This is a genomic window from Arthrobacter sp. 01T419 (assembly GCF_056398865.1).
Genome location: NZ_JBFTQF010000010.1, coordinates 1 through 22,016 on the forward strand (window position 1 = coordinate 1; position 22,016 = coordinate 22,016).

The following is a 22,016-nucleotide window of genomic DNA, read 5'->3' on the forward strand; positions in this document are numbered from 1 at the left end:
CGCCCGCTCCGTGCCCTGCTCCCTGATCAACGCATCCAAAGACTCAACCCACTCGGCAGTCTCTTCCGGATCACGATCAGGCAGCTGGGAAGTCAACCCGCTAAGGATGTGTGAGGTCTCTTCTCCTGCAGCCACGTCCAACCTCTCTTTTGGCGCATCCATCGTCGCCTCAGGTCCGGCAGGGTAACTGCCCGTCATGAACGCGGCGTGTGCGACATATCGGTTACAACAGCCCGGTCATGTGCGCCGGACAGGTTCTCTTGAGCTCAAGCTGCGCTATTCGCGGCGGGCGGTTGCCCTTGCAGCCAAAGTCTTCACTGGCCACTGTAGCTTTGTACGAGCCGCGATGCGTAGCCACACTGCCGCCATGGCGTTGTATGTCACACTCAAACTGTTACATCGTATGTACTCATGGCTGTAGCCCGACGCAGGCGTGGCTGGAGCGCGGAATATGGCGGAACGCGGGACAATGGCTTGAAGCCCACGCCCAAAGGGTGTTGGCTTGTAGTAATCGAAATCACTTCAAGAGGAGGAAACGTGAGCGAGGCCGACGCCGCCACATCGGTAAATGTGGCGGAAAGATTGGGTTTCAAAGATGGGGATCTGATTCAGGAACTCGGTTACGACGATGACGTCGATTTCGATTTGCGTGATGACATTGAGGAACTCACTGGTTCCGAACTGCTCGATGAAGACGATCACGAGGTAGTGGATGCCGTCATTTTTTGGTGGCGCGACGGCGACGGAGACCTTGTTGATGCGCTGGTGGATTCACTGACTACCTTGGGTGAAGGCGGTGTGGTTTGGGTTCTGACTCCTAAATCGGGCCGCGACAACTACGTGTCGCCCTCGGATATTCAGGACGCAGCTCCTACGGCGGGATTGCACTGCACTACTTCGGCAGGCGTCTCCAAGGACTGGAGCGCTACCCGGCTGGTGGCACGCAAGAAGAACAAGTGACGCACACCAAGTTGAACCCTGCCGGGCTGCGCCCCGGAGTTCCCGTTGTAGGCCAGGAAGCCCCGGATTTTGAGCTGGTGAACCAGTATGGGGAGCCGGTTCGTTTGTCCGGTCTTCGCGGCCGCAACGTTGTGCTTGTGTTCTATCCCTTCGCCTTCTCCGGGATCTGCACCGGGGAACTGTGTGAGATCCGTGACAATCTCGGTATTTTCGAACATGCCAACGCCACTGTCCTTGGCATATCGGTTGACAGCAAGTTTGCTTTACGGGCCTACGCGGAGAAGGAAAGCTACGAGTTTGATCTGCTGGCCGACTTCTGGCCGCACGGCGCGGTCGCTGAAAAGTATGGGGTGTTCGACTCCGCTACCGGTATGTCCTTGAGGGGCACGTTCATCATCGATGCCGCGGGCATCGTCCGTTATGTCGTCGTCAATCCGCGCGGCCAAGCACGCGATCTAGCGGAATATCGTGAGGCGTTGTCCGGGCTCGGCCAGGCCTAATGCCGATGAGTACCCAGCGGCCCGGCGTCGGAATGACTGGCTTTGCCATTCTGCCGCCGGCTCGCACGGTTGGGTTGGACGCTGATGAGCTCGAAGCTCTCCGCCAAGCCGCAGTGATTCTCGGCGGCAAGCGGCTTGCTGTTCTGACAGGCGCCGGCCTGAGTACGGATTCCGGAATCCCTGACTACAGGGGTCCCGGAGCCGCGCCACGGAATCCCATGACCTTCCAGGAGTTCATTGAAAGTTCCGCCAACCGGCGCAGATACTGGGCGAGGAACCACCTTGGATGGTCCCATCTCCGGCATGCGGATCCCAATGCCGGGCACGCCGCCGTCGCCCTCCTTGAGCGCCGCGGGCTGATCACGGGACTCATCACGCAAAACGTGGACCGCCTGCATGAGGACGCAGGCAGCGTCAACGTGGTGGACTTGCACGGCCGCTATGATCGCGTGATTTGCCTTGACGGGGGACACGTCTTCACGCGAAGGCTCGTGGCATCCATCCTTGAGGAAATCAATCCAGGATTCCTGGAGGCTGCCCAAGCTTCCGGCGTCGTGGAAATGGCTCCCGACGCGGATGCCTCTGTGGAGGATCCCGAGCTCATCCGATCTTTCGTCGTCGCCGTTTGCCCTGTTTGCGGAGGAACGCTCAAGCCCGACTTCGTGTACTTCGGCGAAAATGTGCCCAAAGATCGGGTGCAGCGAGCCTATTCCATGGTGAACGAAGCCGGGGCCCTCCTGGTGGCTGGATCTTCGTTGACGGTCATGAGCGGCCTGAGGTTCGTCAGACATGCAGCCAAACTCGGCAAGCCTGTGGTGATCATCAACCGAGGACCGACCCGCGGCGACGAGTTCGCGAGCCTCAAAGTGGAAGCCGGGGTCAGCGGCGCGTTGGCGTGGCTTGCCGCGGAACTTCCCGATCTGCTGCCCGCGGATTCGCCGATTAGTGTTCCGGGCGAATGATCCGGTAGAGTACATGTTCGTTGGTTGAAGCGTCGAAGGCGTTGAAATCAGTGTTTGGGTCTTTAGCTCAGCTGGTAGAGCGCCACGTTTACACCGTGGATGTCATCGGTTCGATCCCGGTAGGACCCACCCAATGAAAGAGCCCCTGAGCTGCGAAAACGCAGCTCAGGGGCTCTTTCTTTTATTCCATGTGTGTTGGGGCTCCGGTGGTTGTCGCCAATCATTTGGCGGTTCAGAATGGCAGCATGACAGCGTCCGGAGATGCAGCGCGTGACAAGAGGCTGGCGAAGATCGGAACGGCGGTGTTCGCCGCTGCCCCGGCAACCGTCGCAGGTTTGGTGCCGTGGGTGGTGACCCGCTGGAAAGTGCAACGGCCCGTGCCGGGCGGACTGGCGGCCCAGTGCGCAGGTGTTCTGTTGATCGGCGCTGGTGCAGCGGTGATCAGCAATTCGTTTGTCCGGTTCGCCCTTGAGGGAATGGGCACCCCGGCACCCTTTGCGCCGCCGAAGAACCTCGTAGTCAGCGGGTTCTACAGATTCGTGCGGAACCCCATATACGTGGGAATTGGCGCTGCAATCACCGGACAGGGCCTCCTGCTGGGACAGCCGAAGCTGTTCGGCCTGGCGGCGCTGGGCGCGGTTCCGGTGGTGGCCTTCGTCAGATTGTATGAGGAGCCAACGCTCGCACGTAGATTCGGAGCGGAGTATGAGGATTACCGCGCCAACGTCCCGCGCTGGCTCCCGAGGTTCACCCCTTGGCGGCAGAGCTAGCGTCGGACCTGATCAGTTCTGCGGGGAATTGGAAGAGCTCTCCACCGCGACTATTGGGGGATGCCGCGGTGGAGAGCTCAAAGATGAATATACAGAGAATTTCTGGATATGGGAAGGAAGGGTGTTCTACGTCCGGGACGGCTCCTTCCAGCCGTGAGCCACTATGATGGTATTTGTTCAGTGGATTGAACAAGCGTGATTGCCGTGGTCGGAGTTCAGCTGCCCTAGGGCGGCATTTCTGGCCGGCACGCGCCCGCTCTGCGCCAGACGCACTATTGCGAAGGAGAATCATGGCCGATTCCCGCACTCCCCGTTCCGCCGATGGATTGGGTAGCTCCTCGCCGGCGCCGGCCGTGACTCGCGCAGCTGCCGTACTGGACGCCTTGGCTGAAGCTCCTTCGGGTCGGCTGACACTCAGTGACCTTTCGAGGGAGCTGGGGATTCCGAAATCCTCCACGTCAAACCTGCTGCTTGCCCTCGAGGAGGCCCGGCTTATAACCCGCGAAGGTGCCGACTTCTCGCTCGGACGGAAACTGGTTGAACTTGGTGCCGCCTACCTCAGCCGGCTCGACGAGGTTCAGGAGTTCTACAAGTTCTGCGAGCAGGCGCCAACGCTGTCCGGCGAAACGGTTCGGATCGCGATGATCGACGGCGATCACATCATCTACCTGGCGCGCTACGAAGGCCACCCGGCCGTTCGACTTACGTCAAACATCGGCGACAAAATGCCGCTTTCCCTGAGTGCAGTCGGCAAAGTGCTCCTAGCCCAGCTTCATGACCATGACATCGAAGAGATGTTCCCGGACGATGTGGAACTTCCTGTCATGACTCCCAAGTCCCTTCGGAGTGCCGCTGAACTCAAGTCCCAGGTGCTTGCCATCCGCAAGCAGGGCTACGCCCTGGAGGACGAGGAATCCACCCTTGGCGTGGTTTGCCTTGCCGTGCCCGTGCCTACCCATGGGGCACACGGCCCTAGCCTCGGTCTCTCGGTGACTGCCCTGAAGGCCACATTCTCCGAGGAACAGGCTGCCCTGATGGTGAAGGAGCTTAAGGAGCTCGCCCACTCGCTAGGCAACCCGATGGGCTAACTGATCTCGCAGTCCGAGGGGGTCATACATAAATCTGATTACACCACTTGAAACTTGTCCAACGTGCTGTACTCTGTTCAATATAGTGATTCACGCCATGGCGGCTGACGCTATCTCGCCAGGCCAACGGGGGTCTGGAGTGTTCTTGAGGGAGTGCTTGTGACAACTCGTACTAAGACAAAGCTTGCTGATATGGACGGCGCAGTAGTTGAGCCGGAACAGCTGCGAAGGGCAACTCTTGCCAGCTCCGTAGGATCCGCCCTGGAGTACTACGACTTCTACATTTACGGCCTGGCTTCGGCCCTGATCTTCGGACCGCTGTTCTTCAAGCCTTTGGGTGAAAGCGGCGCATTGATCGCGTCGTTCGCAACCTATGGTGTTGGATTCGCGGCGCGGCCCTTCGGCGGTATCTTCTTCGGATTCATCGGAGACCGCTTCGGCCGCAAGATGGTCCTTCTCATGACCATCGGCATGATGGGCCTTGCCAGTTTCGCGATCGGCTTGTTGCCGACGTTCGACCAGGCAGGCATGCTTGGCGCTGTCCTGCTCGTGACGCTTCGCATCATCCAGGGCCTCGGCGCCGGAGCTGAACAGGCAGGCGCAACCACGCTGATCTCCGAAGTCGCTCCACCCAAGCGCCGCGGCTACTTCGCGTCACTGCCGTTCGTTGGCATTCAGCTCGGGACCCTCCTCGGTGCAGGCACCTTCGCGCTGATTGGCATGGCCAACAAGAGCGTACTCGAAGGCTGGCTGTGGCGCGTGCCGTTCCTCGCCAGCTTCATCCTGATCATCGTGGCCGTCTTCATCCGCCTCCGGCTCAAGGAGACCCCGGTCTTCCAAGAGTTGGAAAAGCACAAGAACGTGGTGAAGAACCCCGTTGGCGAGCTCGTGAGGCACTCCAAGAAGAACGTGCTGATCGGAATTGGCCTCCGCATGGGCGAGAACGGCAACTCCTCGATCTACTCGACCCTGCTCATTTCCTTCATGTCGGTCAAGGAAGGCGTCTTCCCTGGCGACAAGTTCATCGGCCCGGTCGGTCTTCTGATCGCAGCAGGCTTCGCGGCCGTCATGGTGGTCTCCTTCGGTGCCCTGTCTGACCGCATTGGTCGCGTCAAGGTTTACCGCTATGGCGCCCTGTTCCAGGCAATCTTCGCGATTCCCGCGTTCTACCTGGTGACCCTCGGCAACGTCACCCTCGTGTGGGCCGTCATGGTGGTCGGCATCGCACTTGGCGTGCAGTCCATGCTTGGCCCGCAGTGCCCGCTGCTGCCTGAGCTCTTCGGCTCGCAGTACCGTTTCACCGGAGTGGCATTGAGCCGCGAACTGTCTGCCGTCCTGGCTGGCGGACTCGTTCCACTGGTTGGTGCCGCCTTCCTTGCCGTGACAGGCAACTCCTGGGTGGTCCTGGCGGTCTACTCGCTGGTCCTGGCGCTGATTTCATACATCACCACGTTCTTCACCCCGGAAACAGCCGGCCGCGACCTCCTTTCCCTGGAGGACGCGAAGTAAGGATCCCGGTACCACGACGTGGCAAGCAGTGGTGGCCCCCTCCGAAGTTCGGAGGGGGCCTCGCTTTGTTGCGCGCGGGTCATGCACGGCGTTCGTGGTCCAGCTCGGAGCTTGTTTTGGAGATGGGCGGCTAGTTGCGCCGGAATGGCAAACAGGCCCTGGTTTGGCACAGCAAGCCCGCCGGACAGCAAAGCCTTCGTACAGCAAGCCCGCCGCACAGCAAAGCGGCCCCTCCGGAATACCGGAGAGGCCGCAAGGGCAATGCGCTGGTTGCGGACGGTTTAGTAGAAGTGCACCGTGTCTACCAGATGGGGGAGTTCCCCGCCGTCGAGGAAGGTGCGCAGGTTGCTGACGAAGCGCTCGGCGATGAGGCGGTTCTCTGCGGCGCTGAGTGCCGAGGTGTGGGGGGAGACCATGACCTTCGGATGGTTCCACAGTGGGCTGTCCTGGGGCAGCGGCTCGACGGCGAAAACGTCCAGGCAGGCGTAGGAAACCTGGCCATTTTCCAGGGCTTCGAGGAGCGCTTCCTCATCAACCACGGTTCCGCGGCCAACGTTGACAAAAACCGTGCCGGGCTTCATGGCCGAGAAGACCTCGCTGTTGAAGAGCTTCTCCGTGTACGGCGTGCCGGGCAAGGTGTTGACGACCGCGTCAGCCGACGCCAGGAGCCCTGCCAGGCCCTGGTTGTTGGCCACTTCGTCGATTCCCTCGATGGTTTCGACGTTCCGCTTGGTTCCGCTGACTTTCATGCCCAACGCGCGGGCGATGCGGGCAGTTTCCATGCCGATCTCGCCGAGGCCGGTGATGACCAGCTTGGAACCGTTCACAAGTTTGGTGGGAGTTCGTAGCTCTGGCCAGACCTTGGCGGCCTGGTCCTGTGCGAGTTCCGCGCTCCGCTTGAAGYCGTTGAGGATGCCAAGGGCGGCAAACTCCGCAAGCGGAAGGGCATGCACGCCCGCGGAGGTGGTCACCTTGAACTTTTGCAGAGTCTCGCTGTCGAGGCCGGAAGCCTTGACCGCGCCGCCGGCGCCCGCTGCCATGGCGTGGATCCACTGCAGGTGCGGGTTGCTCTGGGCGATGCGGGCCAGTCCGGCCGGGTTTTCATTGGGGAAACCGTAAAGGACCTGTGCCTTGTTCAGCATGGACCAGTAGCGCTCCTCTTGTTCCGGAGTGCGCTTGAAGTCCGGATCGCCGGAGTGGTCCGCCGGGAAGCGTTCCGGGGGAAGTAGCTCGGGTTCGTAAAGGACAGTAATGCCGGGATCTACTGCGCGGATACGCTCCACATGCTCAGCTTCGAGCGGGACTGCGATCGCGATGGTAAGTTCATCAGTCGTCATAGTGTTCATCATACTGAATTGCGGCTAGGATATTGAACAGTTTTTGAAAATATGAACCACAAAGAAGTGAGGTGCAACGGGACATGACTGCCAGGACTGTAGGTTTTGTGGGGCTCGGGCTCATGGGCTTCCCCATGGCCGCCAATCTACTTGCCAGCGGCTGGGAAGTGACCGCTTGGAACCGTTCGGCCGAGGCACTGGCCGAATTGGAGAAGCTCGGCGGGAAACGTTCGGAATCGGTTGCCGGACTGCGCGACCAAGCCGCCATTATCTTCATGCTTCCGGATCTCTCTTATATCCAAGACGCGGCCGCGCCGCTGCTCGACTCCTGGCGTTCGGCCAGCCCGCTCCCTGGAACCACAATTGTCGTCATGAGCAGTGTGTCTCCCACGGCCGTCCAGGAATTCGGCAGAGCGGTCCATGACGCCAGTGGCGGGAACGCTGTCGTCGTCGACGCCCCTGTGAGCGGCGGGACCAAAGGTGCGCAGGATGGCACGCTGGCCATCATGGTGGGAGCCGGAGAGGAAGACTTCCAACAGGTGCTTCCCGTGCTTCAGGCCATGGGCACCACGGTCCGCCGCATGGGCAACTTGGGTGCCGGTTCGCTGGCGAAGGCCTGCAACCAGCTGATCGTCGGGACCACGACGGCGGCGCTTGCGGAAGCTGCCGAACTCGCCGAGCGTTCGGGCATGGACGCTTCTGCCCTGTTCGATGTCCTGGCCGGCGGGCTTGCCGGAAGCCGTGTGTTGGAGATCGTCGGGCCACGCCTTGCAGCCAAGGACTACACGCCCACGGGTCCCGCGAAATTCATGCACAAGGACCTCAATTTCGTGCTCGAAAGCGCCGAGGCGGCCGGTGCCGCCGTCCCGATGGCGACTGCCGGCGTCGAACTCTACCGCGAACTGATTGATCAGGGCCTTGGCGACCAGGACCTCGCCGTTGTCCGCCAGGCCATCGCCAACCTCAGCGACTCTTCCCTAAGCCCTTTGAACTAAGTAAGGAAACAACTATGAGTGGACTCTTTGATCTCACCGGGCGCGTTGCGCTCGTTACGGGATCCAGCCGCGGCATCGGCAACGCGCTGGCCCGCGGATTGGCCGACGCCGGTGCCACGATCGTCCTCAACGGCATCAACGCCGAACGGCTCAAGGACGCCGAAGCCGCCATGGCTGCGGACTTCGGACCCGGCCGCGTCCACAGCTGCGCGTTTGACGTCACCAGCGATTCCGAAGCAGCCCGCGGCGTTGCCTGGGTCGAAGAGAATGTCGGCCCTCTCGATATCCTCGTCAACAATGCGGGCATCCAGCACCGCGTCGCCATGCTCGACCTCGATGTGAAGGACTGGGACCGGGTCATCACCACCGACCTCACAAGCGCTTTCCTGGTCGGTCGTGAAGCTGCACGCCACATGATCCCGCGAGGCCGCGGCAAGATCATCAACATCTGCTCGGTGCAGACGGACCTGGCGCGTCCCACGATCGCGCCCTATGTCGCCGCCAAGGGTGGCCTGCGCAACCTCACGCGCGCCATGACCGCTGAATGGGCTGCCTCGGGCCTGCAGATCAACGGCATTGCCCCTGGTTACATCCACACTGAAATGACCCAGAACCTCGTGGACGATCCCGACTTCAACTCGTGGATACTTGGCCGCACGCCGGCCCACCGATGGGGCACCGTGGAGGATCTCGCCGGTCCTGCGGTGTGGCTCGCCTCGGACGCTTCCAATTTCGTCAACGGCCAGACGATCTTCGTCGACGGCGGAATGACGGTGGTCGTCTAATGAGCAATATCCAGCACGCTGGCTTTGAGCTTCCCCGGACTTCGCCCGCCGTCGTTGCCCATGCGGCCGGCGACCTTCGCATCGAGGACATAACCCTCAGCGCACCGGCTCCTGATCAGGCCGTCGTCGAGATCGCCTACGGTGGCATCTGCGGCTCGGACCTGCACTACTGGCTTCACGGTGCGGCCGGCGAGTCCATCCTCAAGGCGCCCCTGGTACTCGGCCACGAAATCGTCGGCACCGTGGTCCAGCAGGCCGCCGATGGCAGCGGCCCGGCAGCCGGAACCGCCGTTGCCGTCCACCCGGCAAGCCCTGCTCCTGGCGCCGCCAAATATCCTGAAGACCGTCCCAACCTTTCCCCCGGCTGCACCTACCTCGGCAGTGCAGCACGTTTCCCACACACGGACGGCGCCTTCAGCCGCTACGCCACCCTGCCGTCCCGCATGCTCCGGGCACTTCCGGCCACGCTGGACTTACGCACGGCGGCGCTTGTGGAGCCGGCCAGCGTTGCCTGGCACGCCGTCGCCCGCGCCGGGGACGTGGCCGGAAAGACGGCGCTGGTGATCGGAAGTGGTCCGATCGGCGCGCTGGCGGTCGCTGTGCTCAAGCGTGCGGGGGCAACCCGGATCGTGGCCGTCGACATGCACGACAAGCCGCTTGAGATCGCCCGTGCAGTGGGTGCGGACGAGGTCCTGAAGGGCGATGACGCCGACGCGATCGCAGCGGTGGAGGCCGACGTCGTCATCGAGTCCTCCGGCAGCCACTTCGGACTGGCATCCGCAATCAAGGGCGCCGTCCGCGGTGGCAAGGTGGTCATGGTCGGGTTGCTGCCCTCGGGTCCGCAGCCGGTCTTCATTTCGCTGGCCATCACCCGCGAACTCGAACTGCTCGGTTCCTTCCGTTTCAACAACGAAATTGACGAGGTCATTGCGGCGCTCGCGGACGGCTCGCTCTACGTGGATCCGGTGGTGACCCACGAATTCACGCTGGACCGCGGTCTGGAGGCCTTCGAGGTAGCCAGGAACTCGGCCGAATCCGGGAAGGTCCTGCTGAACTTCCAGCCTGTGGCCTAGGCTCTCAGGCAGTCGAGCGGCGCCGGCGAGCAGCCGTCAGCGCCGCTCGACTGGAACAAAAACCCGAGGCTGGCCTTCCCAGCTGGGCGACAAGTCCGCGATGGTCTCCCGCATGATGTTGGACGAGGCATCGCGGGCTTTGTCGCCGTCTCCGTCGCTGATGCCCTGGGCCACATCCACATGCCATTGCAAGGCCGCTTCCTTCGGGTGTTCGGGCATGAGCCCGTGGACCGTCCGGCCGGTCAGGGTCTCCGTAACCTGACCGATCAGGTTCGCGAACATCTCATTGCCGGAACCGGACAGCACCAGAGCGTGAAAGCGGATGTCCAGGTCCAGGAAGGTGGGCATGTCGCCTGTACGGCCTGCCTCACGCATGGCCAGGGAGATTTCCAGCAGCTCACTTCGCAGGGACTCCGGAGCGTTTTCCGCGGCCAGTTCCGCGGCTACGGGCTCGACGGCGGAGCGGAGTTCGGCGAGGGAGCGCAACTGTGCGCCGCGGCCTTCTCCGGCCAGCCGCCAGCGGATGACCAGCGGATCGAAGGGATTCCAGCGGTGCGCGGGGAGGACCCGGATGCCAACACGCTTGATGGTTTCCACCAGTCCCAGAGACTGCAGTACCCTGACGGCCTCACGTACCACCGACCGCGACACTTTGAGCTCCTCTTCAAGATGCTCAGCCAACATGACGTGACCGGTGGGGAGCTTACCGCCGACGATCCGGGTACCCAGGTGCTCGACAGCGCGGTAGTGGAGACTGGTTGACATAGTCGTAAGCATAGTGGCGTTGACCGCCCGCCACCGGAAGCCCGAGCGCCCGCGAACTCCCCAGGGGGCGAGCTCGCAACATAGACTCTTTTGTGACGCGGACGTTTCCAAAACGTGGGCGCAACTTTCCCAGACGTGGTCCGAATACGTATGGTTTATTCCAGCTACTGCTCTAGAAAGCGTTTCCTCGCTCCTAGCAGGACTCAATGCACAAGAATGAATTGGAGTTTTGATGTCAGCACACATCGGTGTCACCGGCCTCGCGGTGATGGGCGCCAATCTAGCCCGCAACCTGGCCCGCAACGGCTTCACCGTTGCCCTCCACAACCGCTCCGTCGAAAAGACCGACGCCCTGCTGGCCAAGCACGGCACGGACGGCGACTTCATCCGCACGGAAACCCTCCAGGAACTCGTGGACTCCCTCGAGAAGCCCCGCCGCGTCCTGATCATGGTGAAGGCCGGCAAGCCGGTTGACGCCGTCATCGACCAGCTCGTTCCCCTGCTGGAGCCCGGTGACATCGTGATCGACGCCGGCAACTCGCACTACGAGGACACCCGCCGCCGCGAATCCGCACTGGCCGAGAAGGACCTGCACTTCGTGGGCGTCGGCGTTTCCGGCGGCGAAGAGGGCGCCCTCAACGGACCCTCCATCATGCCCGGTGGTTCCAAGGAGTCCTACGAGGCTCTGGGCCCGCTGCTCGAAAAGATCTCCGCCAAAGTTGACGGCCAGCCCTGCTGCGCGTGGATCGGCACCGACGGCGCCGGACACTTCGTCAAGATGGTCCACAACGGCATCGAATACGCCGACATGCAGGTCATCGGCGAAGCCTTCGATCTCCTTCGCTCCGGCGCCGGAATCGAGCCGGCCGAGCAGTCCAAGATCTTCGCCGAATGGAACAAGGGCGAACTCGCTTCCTTCCTGATCGAAATCTCCGCGGAGGTTCTGGGCCACGTCGACGCCAAGACCGGCAAGCCGTTCGTCGACGTCGTCGTGGACGCAGCCGGCCAGAAGGGCACCGGCCGCTGGACGGTCATCTCCGCCCTCGAGCTCGGTTCACCGGTTTCGGGCATCGCGGAATCCGTCTTCGCACGCGCCCTGTCTTCGCAGGCGGAACAGCGCAAGCTGGGCCAGGAGCTCCTCGCCGGCGAGGAAATCGCTGTCGACGTTCCAGAGAACTTCGTCGAGGACGTCCGCCAGGCGCTTTACGCGTCCAAGCTGGTTTCCTACGCCCAGGGCCTGGACATGCTGACCTCGGCCGCCAAGGAATACGGCTGGGACCTCAAGCTCGATGAAATCGCTTCGCTGTGGCGCGGCGGCTGCATCATCCGCGCGGAGTTGCTCAAGGAAATCACCAACGCCTACGCAGCAGAGGAGAAGCCGGCCAACCTGCTGTTCGCTCCGGCCTTCACCAAGGCAATCGCCGGCGCCCTGCCGGCATGGCGCCGCGTGGTGGCAACCGCGGTCCAGCTGGGCATCCCGGTTCCCGTGTTCTCCTCCTCGCTGGCCTACTACGACGGACTGCGCCGCAAGCGCCTCGCCGCAGCGGTCATCCAGGGACAGCGCGACCTCTTCGGCGCGCACACCTACGGCCGCGTTGACGCAGAAGGCACCTTCCACACGCTGTGGGGCGAAGACAAGTCCGAGATCTCGGCAGTCGACACGCACTAGAGATTGGGGCAGGCCCTTTAGTGTCGACTCCAAGCCACGTGGGCCCAGACTGACCCTGCTGCCCACTCTGTTCCTGACAAAGGCCGGTACTTCCCCGATACTGTGGGAGGCGCCGGCCTTTGCCGTAGGCGGGCCGTGCACGAATACACCCCGCCACACGAGGGAGCAGTCCATGCCGCAACGCATCGCATTCGTCACAGGGGCGTCAACCGGAATCGGGTTTGAAGCCGCCATCAAGCTCAGCAAAGCAGGGATGGTGGTGTATGCGGGGGCGCGGAGGGTCGAGAAGATGGAGCCCCTCAAAGCCCAGGGGATCAAGGTGTTGTCCCTGGACGTCACCGTCGAAGAATCGATGAAGGCCGCCGTAGACCTTGTCTTGGCCGAACAGGGGCGGATCGACGTACTGGTCAACAACGCCGGATACGGGTCCTACGGCTCGTTGGAAGAGGTACCGCTCGACGAGGGCCGGCGCCAATTCGAGGTCAACGTCTTCGGTCTCGCCCGTATGTGCCAACTGGCGATTCCGGCGATGCGTGCCGCGGGTTCGGGCAGGATCATCAACGTGTCCTCGATCGGCGGCAAGATGTATGAACCCTTGGGCGCTTGGTACCACGCAACCAAGTTCGCCGTCGAGGGCCTCAGCGACTCGCTGCGGCTCGAGCTGAAGCCGCATGGCATCGACGTCGCAATCATCGAGCCCGCCGGAACCGACACGGAATGGGGCACCATCGCAGGGGAGAGCCTGCTGACGGTGTCCGGACAGGGACCCTATCGGGACCAGGCGGGCGTCGTCGCGGCCGCTTTGGCATCGACGTCGGGAACCGCGCTGTCGACGCACCCGCGCACCGTGGCGGGTGCTATTGTGCATGCTGCGACCGCGCGACGGCCCAGGACCCGCTACCCGGTGGGTAGGGGAGCCTGGACCATCCTGACGTTGCGGAGGGTCCTTCCGGACCGGGCCTTCGACACCGTGTTTTGGAACGCCTACAAGCGCTTCGCTGCCTAGATCCGGTATTCGATGTAGTACTCGGCCGGGTCGACGGCCGGTTTGGTTTCGCTCTTGGCATCGCGGTGCCGCCACGTTGCGGGAACGCCGGTGATGATCGACTCGGGCGGTGCGTCTTTGACCACGACGGCGTTGGCGCCTACGGCACTGTCCGCGCCGATGGTGATGGGGCCAAGGACCTTCGCTCCGGCTCCGATGGTGACCCGATCTCCGATGGTGGGATGACGCTTGACTTTGGCCAGCGAGCGGCCGCCCAGCGTCACACCGTGGTAGATCATGACGTCTTCGCCGATCTCCGCTGTCTCACCGATCACCACACCCATGCCGTGGTCGATGAAGAACCTCCGGCCGATGGTCGCGCCTGGATGGATCTCGATTCCGGTCAGGAACCGGGCAAGTTGCGAAATGAGCCTTGCCGGAAAGCGCAGCTCAGGGTTCTGCCACAGTTTGTGCGTCAAGCGGTGCGCCCAGATGGCATGCAGCCCGGAGTATGCAAAAAAGTTCTCAAAGGAGCCTCGGGCCGCCGGGTCATGCGACCGGGCGGCCTCGAGGTCCTCCATAAGTCTTGCGAAGAAGCTCACAAAGACCTTTCTACAGGAAATGAAAGAAGGCGGTTGCGCAGGGTCTGCAATCAGCCGCGAATATCGTCAAAAAGCACGGTGGAGATGTAACGTTCGCCGAAGTCGGGAACGATCGCCACGATGAGCTTGTCCTTGTTCTCGGGACGCTTCGCGAGCTCCAGGGCACCCCAGACGGCTGCGCCGGCCGAGATGCCGCCGAGGATGCCTTCCTTCGTGCCGAGGGCGCGGGCGGTGGCCACGGAGTCCTCCAGCGTTGCGTCGAGCACCTCGTCGTAAACGTTGGTGTCCAGGATTTCCGGGATGAAGTTCGCGCCAAGTCCCTGGATCTTGTGCGGGCCTGGGGCGCCGCCGTTCAGGATGGGGGAGTCTTTGGGCTCGACGGCCACGATCTGGATCTCCGGCTTGCGCTCCTTCAGGACCTGCCCGACGCCGGTGATGGTGCCGCCCGTGCCGACTCCGCCGACGAAGATGTCCACGCCGCCGTCGGTGTCGGCCCAGATTTCCTCAGCCGTGGTGGTGCGGTGGATCTCCGGGTTTGCCTCGTTGGCGAACTGCTGGGCCCAGACGGAGTTCTCTGTGTTGGCGACAATCTCTTGGGCCTTTTCGACGGCGCCGCGCATGCCTTCAGAGCCGGGAGTCAGGACAATCTCAGCACCGTAGGCGCGCAGCATGACACGGCGCTCGGTGGACATGGTTTCTGGCATTGTCAGGATGACCTTGTAACCGCGCGCCGCGCCAACCAGGGCCAGCGCGATGCCGGTGTTTCCCGACGTTCCCTCGACGATGGTGCCGCCCGGTTTCAGCGCACCAGATTTCTCGGCGGCGTCGATGATGGCGACACCGATACGGTCCTTGACGCTATTGGCGGGGTTGTAGAACTCCAGCTTCACGGCAACCGTGGCGTCCAAGCCTTCAGTGAGCCTGTTCAAGCGGACCAGGGGGGTTCCGCCGATGAGCTGGGTAACGTCGTCGTAGATCCGTGCCATGTAATCATGCCTATTCTCTGAATTCGCTGAAATAGCTACTGCTGAGGTCAGCCTAACGAGCGGTGCTACACGCTGCTACGCGCGGAGCCACGAAGAGTAATATTTCCGGGCCTTGGCGAGCTTGGGGTTGATGATCACCTGGCAATAGCCCTGCTCCGGGAACTTGGCGTAGTAGTCCTGGTGGATGGACTCGGCTTCGTAGAATTCCGGCAGCCTGCTGACCTCGGTCACAATCGGCTTGGACCACAATTCCTGGTTCCGGAGGATGGCTTCCTCGAAGAGGATCTTTTCTTCGGTCGTGGTGTAGAACATCGAGGAACGGTACTGGGTTCCGACGTCGTAGCCCTGTCGGTTGAGAGTGGTGGGATCGTGCAGGGCAAAGAACATGTCAAGGATGACCTCCGGCGGGATAACGTCCTCATCGAAAGTCACGGCGACGACCTCTGCGTGGCCCGTCATGCCGGAGCAGACATCGTAATAGTCGGGGTTGCGGATGTGCCCTCCTGTGTATCCGGAAACCACGGAGCTGACTCCCTTGGTCTTCTGATAGACAGCATCAAGGCACCAGAAGCAGCCTCCGCCAAGCACAAAAGTTTTCATGATCTCTTCAATGGCCGGGAGTCCTGGATGATTCCCGCACAACCTTACGGGAGTGTGACGGCGCAGACGCCGTCACAGGCAGCAATCTCAGACAGTCCGGTTGCGCAAGCGCGTCATGGCCACGAAATGCGCAAGAATGTAGTGCATGGAAGCTGTGAACACCGCGGTTGCAGATACAGGATCCGGGGAAGAACCGGAAGACGGTGCGGACGGAACTTCAGGAACCAGTACCCCGACGCTCGGTCAGGTTTTGCTGGCCGTGGAGGAACTCTGGCCTGAGTCCCTCGCCGAGGACTGGGATGAGGTGGGCCTGGTGGTCGGGCGGCCCACTACGACCGTCACGAAGGTCATGTTCGCAGTGGATCCAACCCTCGCAGCCATTGACGAAGCCATTGAATGGGGTGCCGAGCTCCTCGTCACCCACCATCCCTTGCTGCTCAAGGGTGTCACCTCTGTGGCAGCCACGAGCGCCAAAGGCCTCGCCGTCCACCGGCTCATAGAGTCAGGTACCGGGCTGCTGACCGTGCACACCAACGGGGACTCCGCCGTCGGAGGCGTTTCAGATGTCCTCGCCGACGCGTTCGGGCTGGACAATGTTGTCCCGCTGGCCCCGGCTGCCCACGGCCTGCCGGAAGAAGGCATCGGCCGGGTTGGAGACCTTCCGGAGCTCATGACCCTGGGCGATTTCGCGGCGCGTGTGTTCGAGATTCTGCCTTCGGTAGCAGGGGGAGTCCGTGTGGCCGGGGACAAGGACGGGCTGGTGCGGCGTGTTGCTGTGTGCGGCGGAGCCGGTGACAGTCTGTTCGACGCGGTCCGGGCGAGCCAAGCGGACCTCTACGTCACGGCAGATATGCGCCACCACCCGGCGTCGGAAGCACGCGAAGCTGCCATTGACGGGAGGCCGTACCTCATCGACGTATCGCACTTCGCGAGCGAGTGGCTATGGTTGCCCGCCGCGGCCGAAGCGCTTGGGAACGTGCTCGCGGACCAGGGGCACGACGTCGAGATCCGGGTCGCTTCCACCAATAGCGATCCCTGGGACTTCATCCTGACTCCCGGCTAAAGCCTGGCGTGCGAGCTCCGTCCCAGGGCCCACCCCGGCGAGGGACCCACACCGAGCGCAGCGAGGTTTGGGAGCCGGTGGGGATGTAGCGAGGCAGGGGAGCACGTTAGGCGCTAGAGTCGAGACAAACAGGCTGGAGAGCCTGGCCGGGAGCGGGTATCTTCTCCGGCACGATCAAGCGGAGGTAAGCGTGGCCAAGGCAGCACCGGCGGAACAGTTGAAATTGCTCGAACTGCAGGGGTTGGACGCGAAGCTCAAATCCTTGGCCAACCGCCGGCGCACTTTGGAGAGCGACCCCCGCATCACCGATCTTCAGGACGCCCTGGGCGTGGCCAACGGGGCACTGGGAACTGCGAAGCTCGCCGTCCACGATGCCGAAGCCGAACTACGCCGGTCTGAAGCCGACGTCGAACAAGTTGCGGGCCGCATTGAGCGGGACGAAGCCAGGCTGAACAGCGGCACCGGACTCTCCAAGGACCTCGTTGCATTGCAGAGCGATATCGCGTCACTCAACAAGCGCCGCTCCGACCTTGAGGACGTCGAGCTGGAAATCCTCGAACGCCTGGACGGGCTGAGGGAGCGCCAAGCCGCGCAGCAGCAGATTGTCGATGATATCCAGGGTTCCTTCTCCGGCATTCGTGCAGAGCTGGACGCCGCGATCGCTGAGATTGTTGCCGAGGAGACGGAAGTGYGCGCTCAGCGGACCAGCTTCGCTGACGGTCTCGACGCCGGGATGCTGGCAATCTACGAAAAGACCCTTGCCAAGCGCGGCGTGGGGGCTGCCAGGCTGTTCCATGGCAAGTCCGAAGGCTCCGGCATGACGCTCAGCGCCGGCGATCTTGCCGAGGTCAGGGCGGCGGCCGAGGACGACATTGTCTTCTGCCCGGATTCCGGCTGTATCCTGGTGCGCTCCGCCGAGTGGAACTAACCGCCTGTTTCCCACCCAACTGGCTCGCAGTTAATGTCGTTTTCAGGGCTGAAAACGACACCTACTGCTAGTCAGTTGGGGAGGATGATGCTGAGGGTGTGCGGCTTGCGCGCCGTCCCCTCCGTTAGTTCAGCGGTCCAGACCTCTGCTGCCGCTTTGAGCAATTGATCGGGGGTTCCCGGAGCCTTGCCTCGACGGCTCAGGAGATGCCGGGCCAGTTCGCCGCGGGTGTGCTTGGCGAAGTGGCTGATCACGGTGCGCTTTCCATTGGACTCGGAAAAGACGTTGACAGCGACCGTTTGTGCCGCGGGCGGAGCCCAAGCCGCGGCGTAGGTGCTGGAGCGGCAGTCCACCAGCAGCTCGCCCTCCACCCGCGAGGCGAGGGCCTGCGTGAGCTGCGGCTTCCAGAATGAGGCGAGGCGTCCGACGTCGGGCAATGCGGTTCCCATGGACAGCCTATAGGCGGGCACGCGATCGCCGAAGCCAATGGCCCCCCACAAGGCGGACACCACGAGGATTGACTCCGCCGCTTTGCGGCGCTGTGCCAGCGTCAGGGACTTATACCCAAGCGCGTCGTAGAGAACCCCGGAATACACCTGATGGGCCGGGGCTGCTGGTTCGGCGTGGAGCCGGGTGTTGCGTTCGACGTCGTCCTTCAGGGATGCGCCCACACCTAACAGCGCAAGGGCGTCCTCGTGCGCGCTGACCAGACCCAGGGCGTCAAGCACTTTAGCCCTGTAGCTGTTGAGTTCCGGAAAGCTTAGGGACTCCCAATCGACGGCGGGGCCTTTGACAGCGGGGGTCTTACCTTCGGAAGGCGGCAGGAGAATCAGCACCTGTCGATATTACCGGGACGGGAGCGCCGCTCGACGACGATAGACTGTACAAAGGATGGGACAGCCAGGCGGCCGCGCGTCACGCAAGTGGCTCGAGGAACGTCCGGGCTCCACAGAGCGGGGTGGTGGGTAACACCCACTCGGGGTAACCCGCAGGCCAGTGCCACAGAAAACAGACCGCCTTGATCGCGTGTGCCTGCACAGGCGATCAAGGTAAGGGTGAAACGGTGGTGTAAGAGACCACCAGCTTCCCGGGTGACCGGGAAGGCTAGGTAAACCCCACCCGGAGCAAGGCCAGACAGGGCACGTTTGAGGGCTGCTCGCCCGAGTGTCCGGGTAGGCCGCTGGAGGGTGCCGGCAACGGCATCCGTAGATGGATGGCCGCCTCTTCCCTGCCGGTAACGGCTTGGAATGACAGAACCCGGCGTATCGGCTGTCCCATCCGCCAGCCGTGTGTGAGTGAATTCACGCATCGCGGCTGCCAAAGCCTTCCGTGCCAGACCTTAGAATGGGTACTGAACGTAGAAGTTCCACCGCCGGTTCTGCGTTCGCAGCCGGCGGTTTTTCTTTGCAACGTTCGAGGCGTCCGGGCAGACCGAAGTCCCGCCGATGCCAGTGCCGCAGGATTACTCCGGGCGGCCGCCATCTACGTACGAGGACGTATGTAGCTGACCCTAGGAAGGTAGTTCTGTGAGCCAGTCATCAGATTCTTGTCTTGATACGTGGATGGGCCGCGAAGCGCTGGCCGAGGCCATGATCCCGGTGATCGGCCGGCTGTACCGTGAAAACAACGTGGTGACCAGCATCCACGGGCGTAGCCTCATCAACAAATCGTCCATGAACATCCTGAAGGCCCACCGCTTTGCGCGCCGGATGAGCAAGGACGAACTCCTGCTCGAGGAAACCGCGCCATTGCTCAACACCCTCGCCGAACTTGAACTCGGGGCCGCGGCGATCGACATCGCCCGCCTCAACGAGAAGTACAAGGCCGAGGCCCCGGGCACCCCGCTCGAAGACTTCCTCCGCGCCGAACTCGCCGCGGTCGTGGGACGCCGCGGCGCGGACGACCGCACCAGCACCGACGTCGTACTCTACGGGTTCGGCCGCATCGGCCGGCTCCTGGCCCGGCTCCTGATCGAAAAGGCCGGCGGCGGCCACGGGCTGCGCCTGCGCGCCATCGTTGTCCGCAAGGGCGCCGAGAATGACCTCGTCAAGCGCGCCAGCCTGTTGCGGCGCGACTCCGTGCACGGTTCCTTCGAAGGCACCATCCGCGTGGATGAGGCCGCCAACACGATCACGGCCAATGGTGTCCAGATCCAGGTCATCTACTCAGACAACCCCTCCACGGTTGACTACACGGCCTACGGCATCAAGGATGCCCTGGTGGTCGACAACACGGGCCGCTGGCGCGATGCCGAAGGCCTGTCCCAGCACCTCCAGAGCAAGGGCGTCGCACGCGTCCTGCTCACGGCTCCGGGCAAGGGCGACCTTAAGAACATCGTCCACGGCATCAACCACTCCTCCATCGAGGACGCGGACAAGATCGTCACTGCGGCCTCCTGCACCACCAACGCCATCACCCCGGTGCTCAAGGCACTCAACGACAAGTTCGGCGTCATCCACGGCCACGTGGAAACCGTGCACTCGTTCACGAACGACCAGAACCTGATCGACAACTTCCACAAGGGCGACCGTCGTGGACGCTCTGCCGCGCTCAACATGGTCATCACCGAAACCGGCGCGGCCAAGGCCGTGGCAAAGGCGCTTCCGGAACTGCAGGGCAAGCTGACCGGTAACGCGATCCGCGTTCCCACCCCGGACGTTTCGATGGCCATCTTGAACCTCAACCTCGAAAAGGGAACTACGAAGGACGAGGTCAACAACTACCTTCGTGAGATGTCGCTGCACTCGGAGCTGCGGAAGCAGATCGACTTCATCGACTCGCCCGAGGTCGTCTCTACCGACTTCGTCGGTTCGCGCCGTGCTGGCATCGTGGACGGCCTGGCCACCATCGCGAACGATAAGAACCTCGTGGTGTATGTCTGGTACGACAACGAATTCGGCTACAGCTGCCAGGTAGTGCGCGTTATGGAAGAAATGGCCGGCGTGAACCCGCCGTCGTTCCCGGCACGCGGCGTCGCTGTCAACACTTCGTTGGAGCCGGCCGGCGTCTAGCAGGTTTGGCCAAGGCCAGGAAAGACACACAGGGGTTTCCCGGCTGATGCGCTGGTATCAGCCGGGAAACCTGACCAGAATGGACGCATGGAACGCGAAAAGATTCTGGAACACGACACAACCCTGGAACACGCACTGGACGTGGCGCGAGCCAACTTTAAAGAGGCCCAGCGCCTGCTCGACGAGGCCAAGAGGGCGTTCGCGGCGGGTGATATCGTCGAGGACCGCGTCGTCCAACTCGAGTCACTTCTTCAGCTCGCAGCTGATGACTTGAAACGCGTCACCAAGGAGCAATAGCAAGCCGCCCGAGTCGCCTGCGCGGTGATCTGTCCGACGTAGGGCATTACCCTGCGGTGATGATTCCGGCACAGTGACTTGTCCTGCACACTGTGGATATCGGCATTCGTTGTCGATGCCCTGACCTAGTCTCAAGGGACGTATTCCTCCTCGAAAGGATCCGACTCCTTGAGCACCACTTGGGCTGCATATCGACGTGCCCGCCGCCAGTCCCTTCAAGCCTGGGTGCTGCTGATTCTCTTGGTCGCCGGTGCCCTTGGAGGCCTTGCATGGTTCTTCGCCGCTGGCCAGTTCGCCGTCGCGGAATCCCCAGGCAATGGACCCACGGAAGCGCCCGTCTTCGACCCCGCCTGGATGAAGCCGGTGGAGTCCGTGCAGCCAGTTCCCGACGGTTTGGCCGTTGATGCCCTAGACGCGATCCCCGTGAAGGGGCGTGCCGCCAAGGACAACTACGACCGCAACGAATTCGGCCAAGCCTGGCTCGACGTTGACCGGAACGGCTGCGATACCCGGAACGACGTCCTGAGGCGGGACCTCACGGCGGTTGAGTTCACTACAGGCTCCAAATGCAGGATCGCGTCTGGACAACTCCGCGAGCCCTACGTCGGGCAGGACATCCATTTCCGCAGAGGATCCGAAAGCAGCGCGGCCGTGCAGATTGACCATGTGGTGGCCCTCGGCGATGCTTGGCAGAAGGGTGCCCAACAGCTCACCGCGAAGCAGCGTCAAAGCCTCGCCAATGATCCCCTCAACCTCATCGCCGTCGACGGTCCAGCGAACGTGAAGAAAAGTGCCGGTGACGCCGCAATTTTATGGGGACGCTTCATGTGTCACTTTCGTTCCCCATCTTTCGCCTGCCGACCCACTGGGCCCGTTGCAAGCGACCGATCGGTTTTACTTATACACACGAAGCGGTTGTGTCAGGCGGTCACACTGCGGCAGGAAGGACTATGGTCTCCTGATCCTCAGCCGGATCGCGTTATCGGGACTTCCAAAGTCGGATTTGTGCCCGCGGGACGCGGGGCAATTCCGACGACGGGAATGAAGACTTGATCCGAGCAAGAGCACGGTCGAGGGATGCCCGCCGCCACCGAGTTGAGGATCGGAGCGAGCGTCAGGGGCACCAGCGGA

General features: G+C 62.5%; 22 protein-coding genes, 1 tRNA gene and 1 other RNA gene. 18 read left to right on the forward strand and 6 right to left on the reverse strand.

What is annotated here, in order from left to right:
* Positions 1-537 precede the first annotated feature (537 nt).
* From AC1DLO_RS15055 to AC1DLO_RS15085, 7 genes are all read left to right on the forward strand, one after another.
* Positions 538-960, forward strand: coding sequence for a DUF3052 domain-containing protein (locus AC1DLO_RS15055; protein ID WP_059387755.1), 423 nt, complete (start codon positions 538-540; stop codon positions 958-960).
* Complete coding sequence (locus AC1DLO_RS15060) at positions 957-1,460, forward strand: peroxiredoxin (protein WP_395893842.1); 504 nt, start codon at positions 957-959, stop codon at positions 1,458-1,460. The genes AC1DLO_RS15055 and AC1DLO_RS15060 overlap by 4 nt, the downstream gene beginning before the upstream one ends.
* Positions 1,461-1,465: 5 nt before the next feature.
* Positions 1,466-2,422, forward strand: a complete 957-nt coding sequence (locus AC1DLO_RS15065) for an NAD-dependent protein deacetylase (RefSeq protein WP_476890588.1) — start codon at positions 1,466-1,468, stop codon at positions 2,420-2,422.
* 56 nt (positions 2,423-2,478) lie between these two features.
* Positions 2,479-2,551: transfer RNA gene (locus AC1DLO_RS15070), tRNA-Val, on the forward strand.
* A 116-nt stretch (positions 2,552-2,667) separates the two neighbouring features.
* Positions 2,668-3,192, forward strand: a complete 525-nt coding sequence (locus tag AC1DLO_RS15075) for a methyltransferase family protein (protein WP_476890589.1) — start codon at positions 2,668-2,670, stop codon at positions 3,190-3,192.
* Between the two features lie 290 nt (positions 3,193-3,482).
* Positions 3,483-4,280 carry an IclR family transcriptional regulator gene (locus AC1DLO_RS15080; RefSeq protein WP_184741631.1) on the forward strand — a complete coding sequence of 266 codons (798 nt, stop codon included), beginning with the start codon at positions 3,483-3,485 and terminating at the stop codon, positions 4,278-4,280.
* Between the two features lie 153 nt (positions 4,281-4,433).
* Positions 4,434-5,789 (forward strand): MFS transporter, encoded by a 1,356-nt coding sequence (locus AC1DLO_RS15085; RefSeq protein ID WP_311770641.1) that lies wholly within the window; start codon positions 4,434-4,436, stop codon positions 5,787-5,789.
* Positions 5,790-6,070: 281 nt separating this feature from the next.
* On the opposite strand, the gene AC1DLO_RS15090 is transcribed toward AC1DLO_RS15085, so the two are convergent.
* Positions 6,071-7,138, reverse strand: a complete 1,068-nt coding sequence (locus tag AC1DLO_RS15090; protein ID WP_476914516.1) for a D-2-hydroxyacid dehydrogenase — start codon at positions 7,136-7,138, stop codon at positions 6,071-6,073.
* A 71-nt stretch (positions 7,139-7,209) separates the two neighbouring features.
* On the opposite strand from AC1DLO_RS15090, the gene AC1DLO_RS15095 reads away from it, so the two are divergent.
* The 3 genes from AC1DLO_RS15095 to AC1DLO_RS15105 are packed head-to-tail and all read left to right on the forward strand — an operon-like array spanning position 7,210 to position 9,979.
* Positions 7,210-8,121 (forward strand): NAD(P)-dependent oxidoreductase, encoded by a 912-nt coding sequence (locus AC1DLO_RS15095; protein ID WP_476890591.1) that lies wholly within the window; start codon positions 7,210-7,212, stop codon positions 8,119-8,121.
* Between the two features lie 14 nt (positions 8,122-8,135).
* On the forward strand, positions 8,136-8,906 hold the full coding sequence (locus tag AC1DLO_RS15100; protein ID WP_476890592.1) for an SDR family oxidoreductase: 771 nt from the start codon (positions 8,136-8,138) through the stop codon (positions 8,904-8,906).
* Complete coding sequence (locus tag AC1DLO_RS15105) at positions 8,906-9,979, forward strand: L-idonate 5-dehydrogenase (protein ID WP_476890593.1); 1,074 nt, start codon at positions 8,906-8,908, stop codon at positions 9,977-9,979. Before AC1DLO_RS15100 ends, AC1DLO_RS15105 begins: the two co-directional genes overlap by 1 nt.
* Before the next feature lie 36 nt (positions 9,980-10,015).
* Here the strand turns inward: AC1DLO_RS15105 and AC1DLO_RS15110 are convergent, their stop codons facing one another.
* Positions 10,016-10,744, reverse strand: a complete 729-nt coding sequence (locus tag AC1DLO_RS15110; RefSeq protein WP_476890594.1) for a FadR/GntR family transcriptional regulator — start codon at positions 10,742-10,744, stop codon at positions 10,016-10,018.
* Between the two features lie 232 nt (positions 10,745-10,976).
* On the opposite strand from AC1DLO_RS15110, the gene gndA reads away from it, so the two are divergent.
* On the forward strand, positions 10,977-12,413 hold the full coding sequence (gndA, locus tag AC1DLO_RS15115) for an NADP-dependent phosphogluconate dehydrogenase (RefSeq protein ID WP_476890595.1): 1,437 nt from the start codon (positions 10,977-10,979) through the stop codon (positions 12,411-12,413).
* Between the two features lie 172 nt (positions 12,414-12,585).
* Complete coding sequence (locus AC1DLO_RS15120; RefSeq protein WP_476890596.1) at positions 12,586-13,419, forward strand: oxidoreductase; 834 nt, start codon at positions 12,586-12,588, stop codon at positions 13,417-13,419.
* Here the strand turns inward: AC1DLO_RS15120 and epsC are convergent.
* The 3 genes from epsC to msrA all read right to left on the reverse strand — a co-directional run bounded on the left by epsC (position 13,416) and on the right by msrA (position 15,586).
* Positions 13,416-14,000: a serine O-acetyltransferase EpsC gene (epsC, locus tag AC1DLO_RS15125; protein ID WP_078108643.1), complete on the reverse strand. Its 585-nt coding sequence runs from the start codon at positions 13,998-14,000 to the stop codon at positions 13,416-13,418. The two genes, AC1DLO_RS15120 and epsC, sit on opposite strands and share 4 nt — an antisense overlap.
* Before the next feature lie 50 nt (positions 14,001-14,050).
* Positions 14,051-14,986, reverse strand: a complete 936-nt coding sequence (cysK, locus tag AC1DLO_RS15130; RefSeq protein WP_184741639.1) for a cysteine synthase A — start codon at positions 14,984-14,986, stop codon at positions 14,051-14,053.
* Between the two features lie 75 nt (positions 14,987-15,061).
* Positions 15,062-15,586, reverse strand: a complete 525-nt coding sequence (gene msrA, locus AC1DLO_RS15135) for a peptide-methionine (S)-S-oxide reductase MsrA (protein WP_184741640.1) — start codon at positions 15,584-15,586, stop codon at positions 15,062-15,064.
* Between the two features lie 145 nt (positions 15,587-15,731).
* On the opposite strand from msrA, the gene AC1DLO_RS15140 reads away from it, so the two are divergent.
* Together AC1DLO_RS15140 and AC1DLO_RS15145 are read left to right on the forward strand one after the other, a co-directional pair.
* Positions 15,732-16,649 (forward strand): Nif3-like dinuclear metal center hexameric protein, encoded by a 918-nt coding sequence (locus tag AC1DLO_RS15140; protein WP_476890597.1) that lies wholly within the window; start codon positions 15,732-15,734, stop codon positions 16,647-16,649.
* A 190-nt stretch (positions 16,650-16,839) separates the two neighbouring features.
* Positions 16,840-17,577, forward strand: coding sequence for a zinc ribbon domain-containing protein (locus AC1DLO_RS15145; RefSeq protein WP_476914517.1), 738 nt, complete (start codon positions 16,840-16,842; stop codon positions 17,575-17,577).
* Between the two features lie 71 nt (positions 17,578-17,648).
* Here AC1DLO_RS15145 and AC1DLO_RS15150 read toward each other — a convergent pair whose 3' ends face one another.
* Complete coding sequence (locus AC1DLO_RS15150; RefSeq protein ID WP_476890599.1) at positions 17,649-18,413, reverse strand: YaaA family protein; 765 nt, start codon at positions 18,411-18,413, stop codon at positions 17,649-17,651.
* Positions 18,414-18,469: 56 nt separating this feature from the next.
* Here AC1DLO_RS15150 and rnpB point away from each other — a divergent pair.
* From rnpB to AC1DLO_RS15170, 4 genes are all read left to right on the forward strand, one after another.
* Positions 18,470-18,858: RNase P RNA component class A (gene rnpB, locus AC1DLO_RS15155), an RNA gene on the forward strand.
* Between the two features lie 245 nt (positions 18,859-19,103).
* On the forward strand, positions 19,104-20,588 hold the full coding sequence (locus AC1DLO_RS15160) for a glyceraldehyde-3-phosphate dehydrogenase (protein ID WP_476890600.1): 1,485 nt from the start codon (positions 19,104-19,106) through the stop codon (positions 20,586-20,588).
* An 87-nt stretch (positions 20,589-20,675) separates the two neighbouring features.
* On the forward strand, positions 20,676-20,885 hold the full coding sequence (locus tag AC1DLO_RS15165) for a hypothetical protein (RefSeq protein WP_184741645.1): 210 nt from the start codon (positions 20,676-20,678) through the stop codon (positions 20,883-20,885).
* Positions 20,886-21,053: 168 nt separating this feature from the next.
* Positions 21,054-21,938 carry an HNH endonuclease family protein gene (locus AC1DLO_RS15170; RefSeq protein WP_476890601.1) on the forward strand — a complete coding sequence of 295 codons (885 nt, stop codon included), beginning with the start codon at positions 21,054-21,056 and terminating at the stop codon, positions 21,936-21,938.
* Positions 21,939-22,016: the final 78 nt, after the last annotated feature.

What these genes read in the sequence shown, in the direction of transcription:
- AC1DLO_RS15065 (WP_476890588.1), top strand. Translation starts at nt 1,466, where the DNA reads ATGAGTACCCAGCGGCCCGGCGTCGGAATGACTGGCTTTGCCATTCTG.
- AC1DLO_RS15075 (WP_476890589.1), top strand. Translation starts at nt 2,668, where the DNA reads ATGACAGCGTCCGGAGATGCAGCGCGTGACAAGAGGCTGGCGAAGATC.
- AC1DLO_RS15080 (WP_184741631.1), top strand. Translation starts at nt 3,483, where the DNA reads ATGGCCGATTCCCGCACTCCCCGTTCCGCCGATGGATTGGGTAGCTCC.
- AC1DLO_RS15095 (WP_476890591.1), top strand. Translation starts at nt 7,210, where the DNA reads ATGACTGCCAGGACTGTAGGTTTTGTGGGGCTCGGGCTCATGGGCTTC.
- AC1DLO_RS15100 (WP_476890592.1), top strand. Translation starts at nt 8,136, where the DNA reads ATGAGTGGACTCTTTGATCTCACCGGGCGCGTTGCGCTCGTTACGGGA.
- AC1DLO_RS15105 (WP_476890593.1), top strand. Translation starts at nt 8,906, where the DNA reads ATGAGCAATATCCAGCACGCTGGCTTTGAGCTTCCCCGGACTTCGCCC.
- AC1DLO_RS15110 (WP_476890594.1), bottom strand. Translation starts at nt 10,744, where the DNA reads ATGTCAACCAGTCTCCACTACCGCGCTGTCGAGCACCTGGGTACCCGG.
- gndA (WP_476890595.1), top strand. Translation starts at nt 10,977, where the DNA reads ATGTCAGCACACATCGGTGTCACCGGCCTCGCGGTGATGGGCGCCAAT.
- AC1DLO_RS15120 (WP_476890596.1), top strand. Translation starts at nt 12,586, where the DNA reads ATGCCGCAACGCATCGCATTCGTCACAGGGGCGTCAACCGGAATCGGG.
- cysK (WP_184741639.1), bottom strand. Translation starts at nt 14,986, where the DNA reads ATGGCACGGATCTACGACGACGTTACCCAGCTCATCGGCGGAACCCCC.
- msrA (WP_184741640.1), bottom strand. Translation starts at nt 15,586, where the DNA reads ATGAAAACTTTTGTGCTTGGCGGAGGCTGCTTCTGGTGCCTTGATGCT.
- AC1DLO_RS15140 (WP_476890597.1), top strand. Translation starts at nt 15,732, where the DNA reads ATGGAAGCTGTGAACACCGCGGTTGCAGATACAGGATCCGGGGAAGAA.
- AC1DLO_RS15165 (WP_184741645.1), top strand. Translation starts at nt 20,676, where the DNA reads ATGGAACGCGAAAAGATTCTGGAACACGACACAACCCTGGAACACGCA.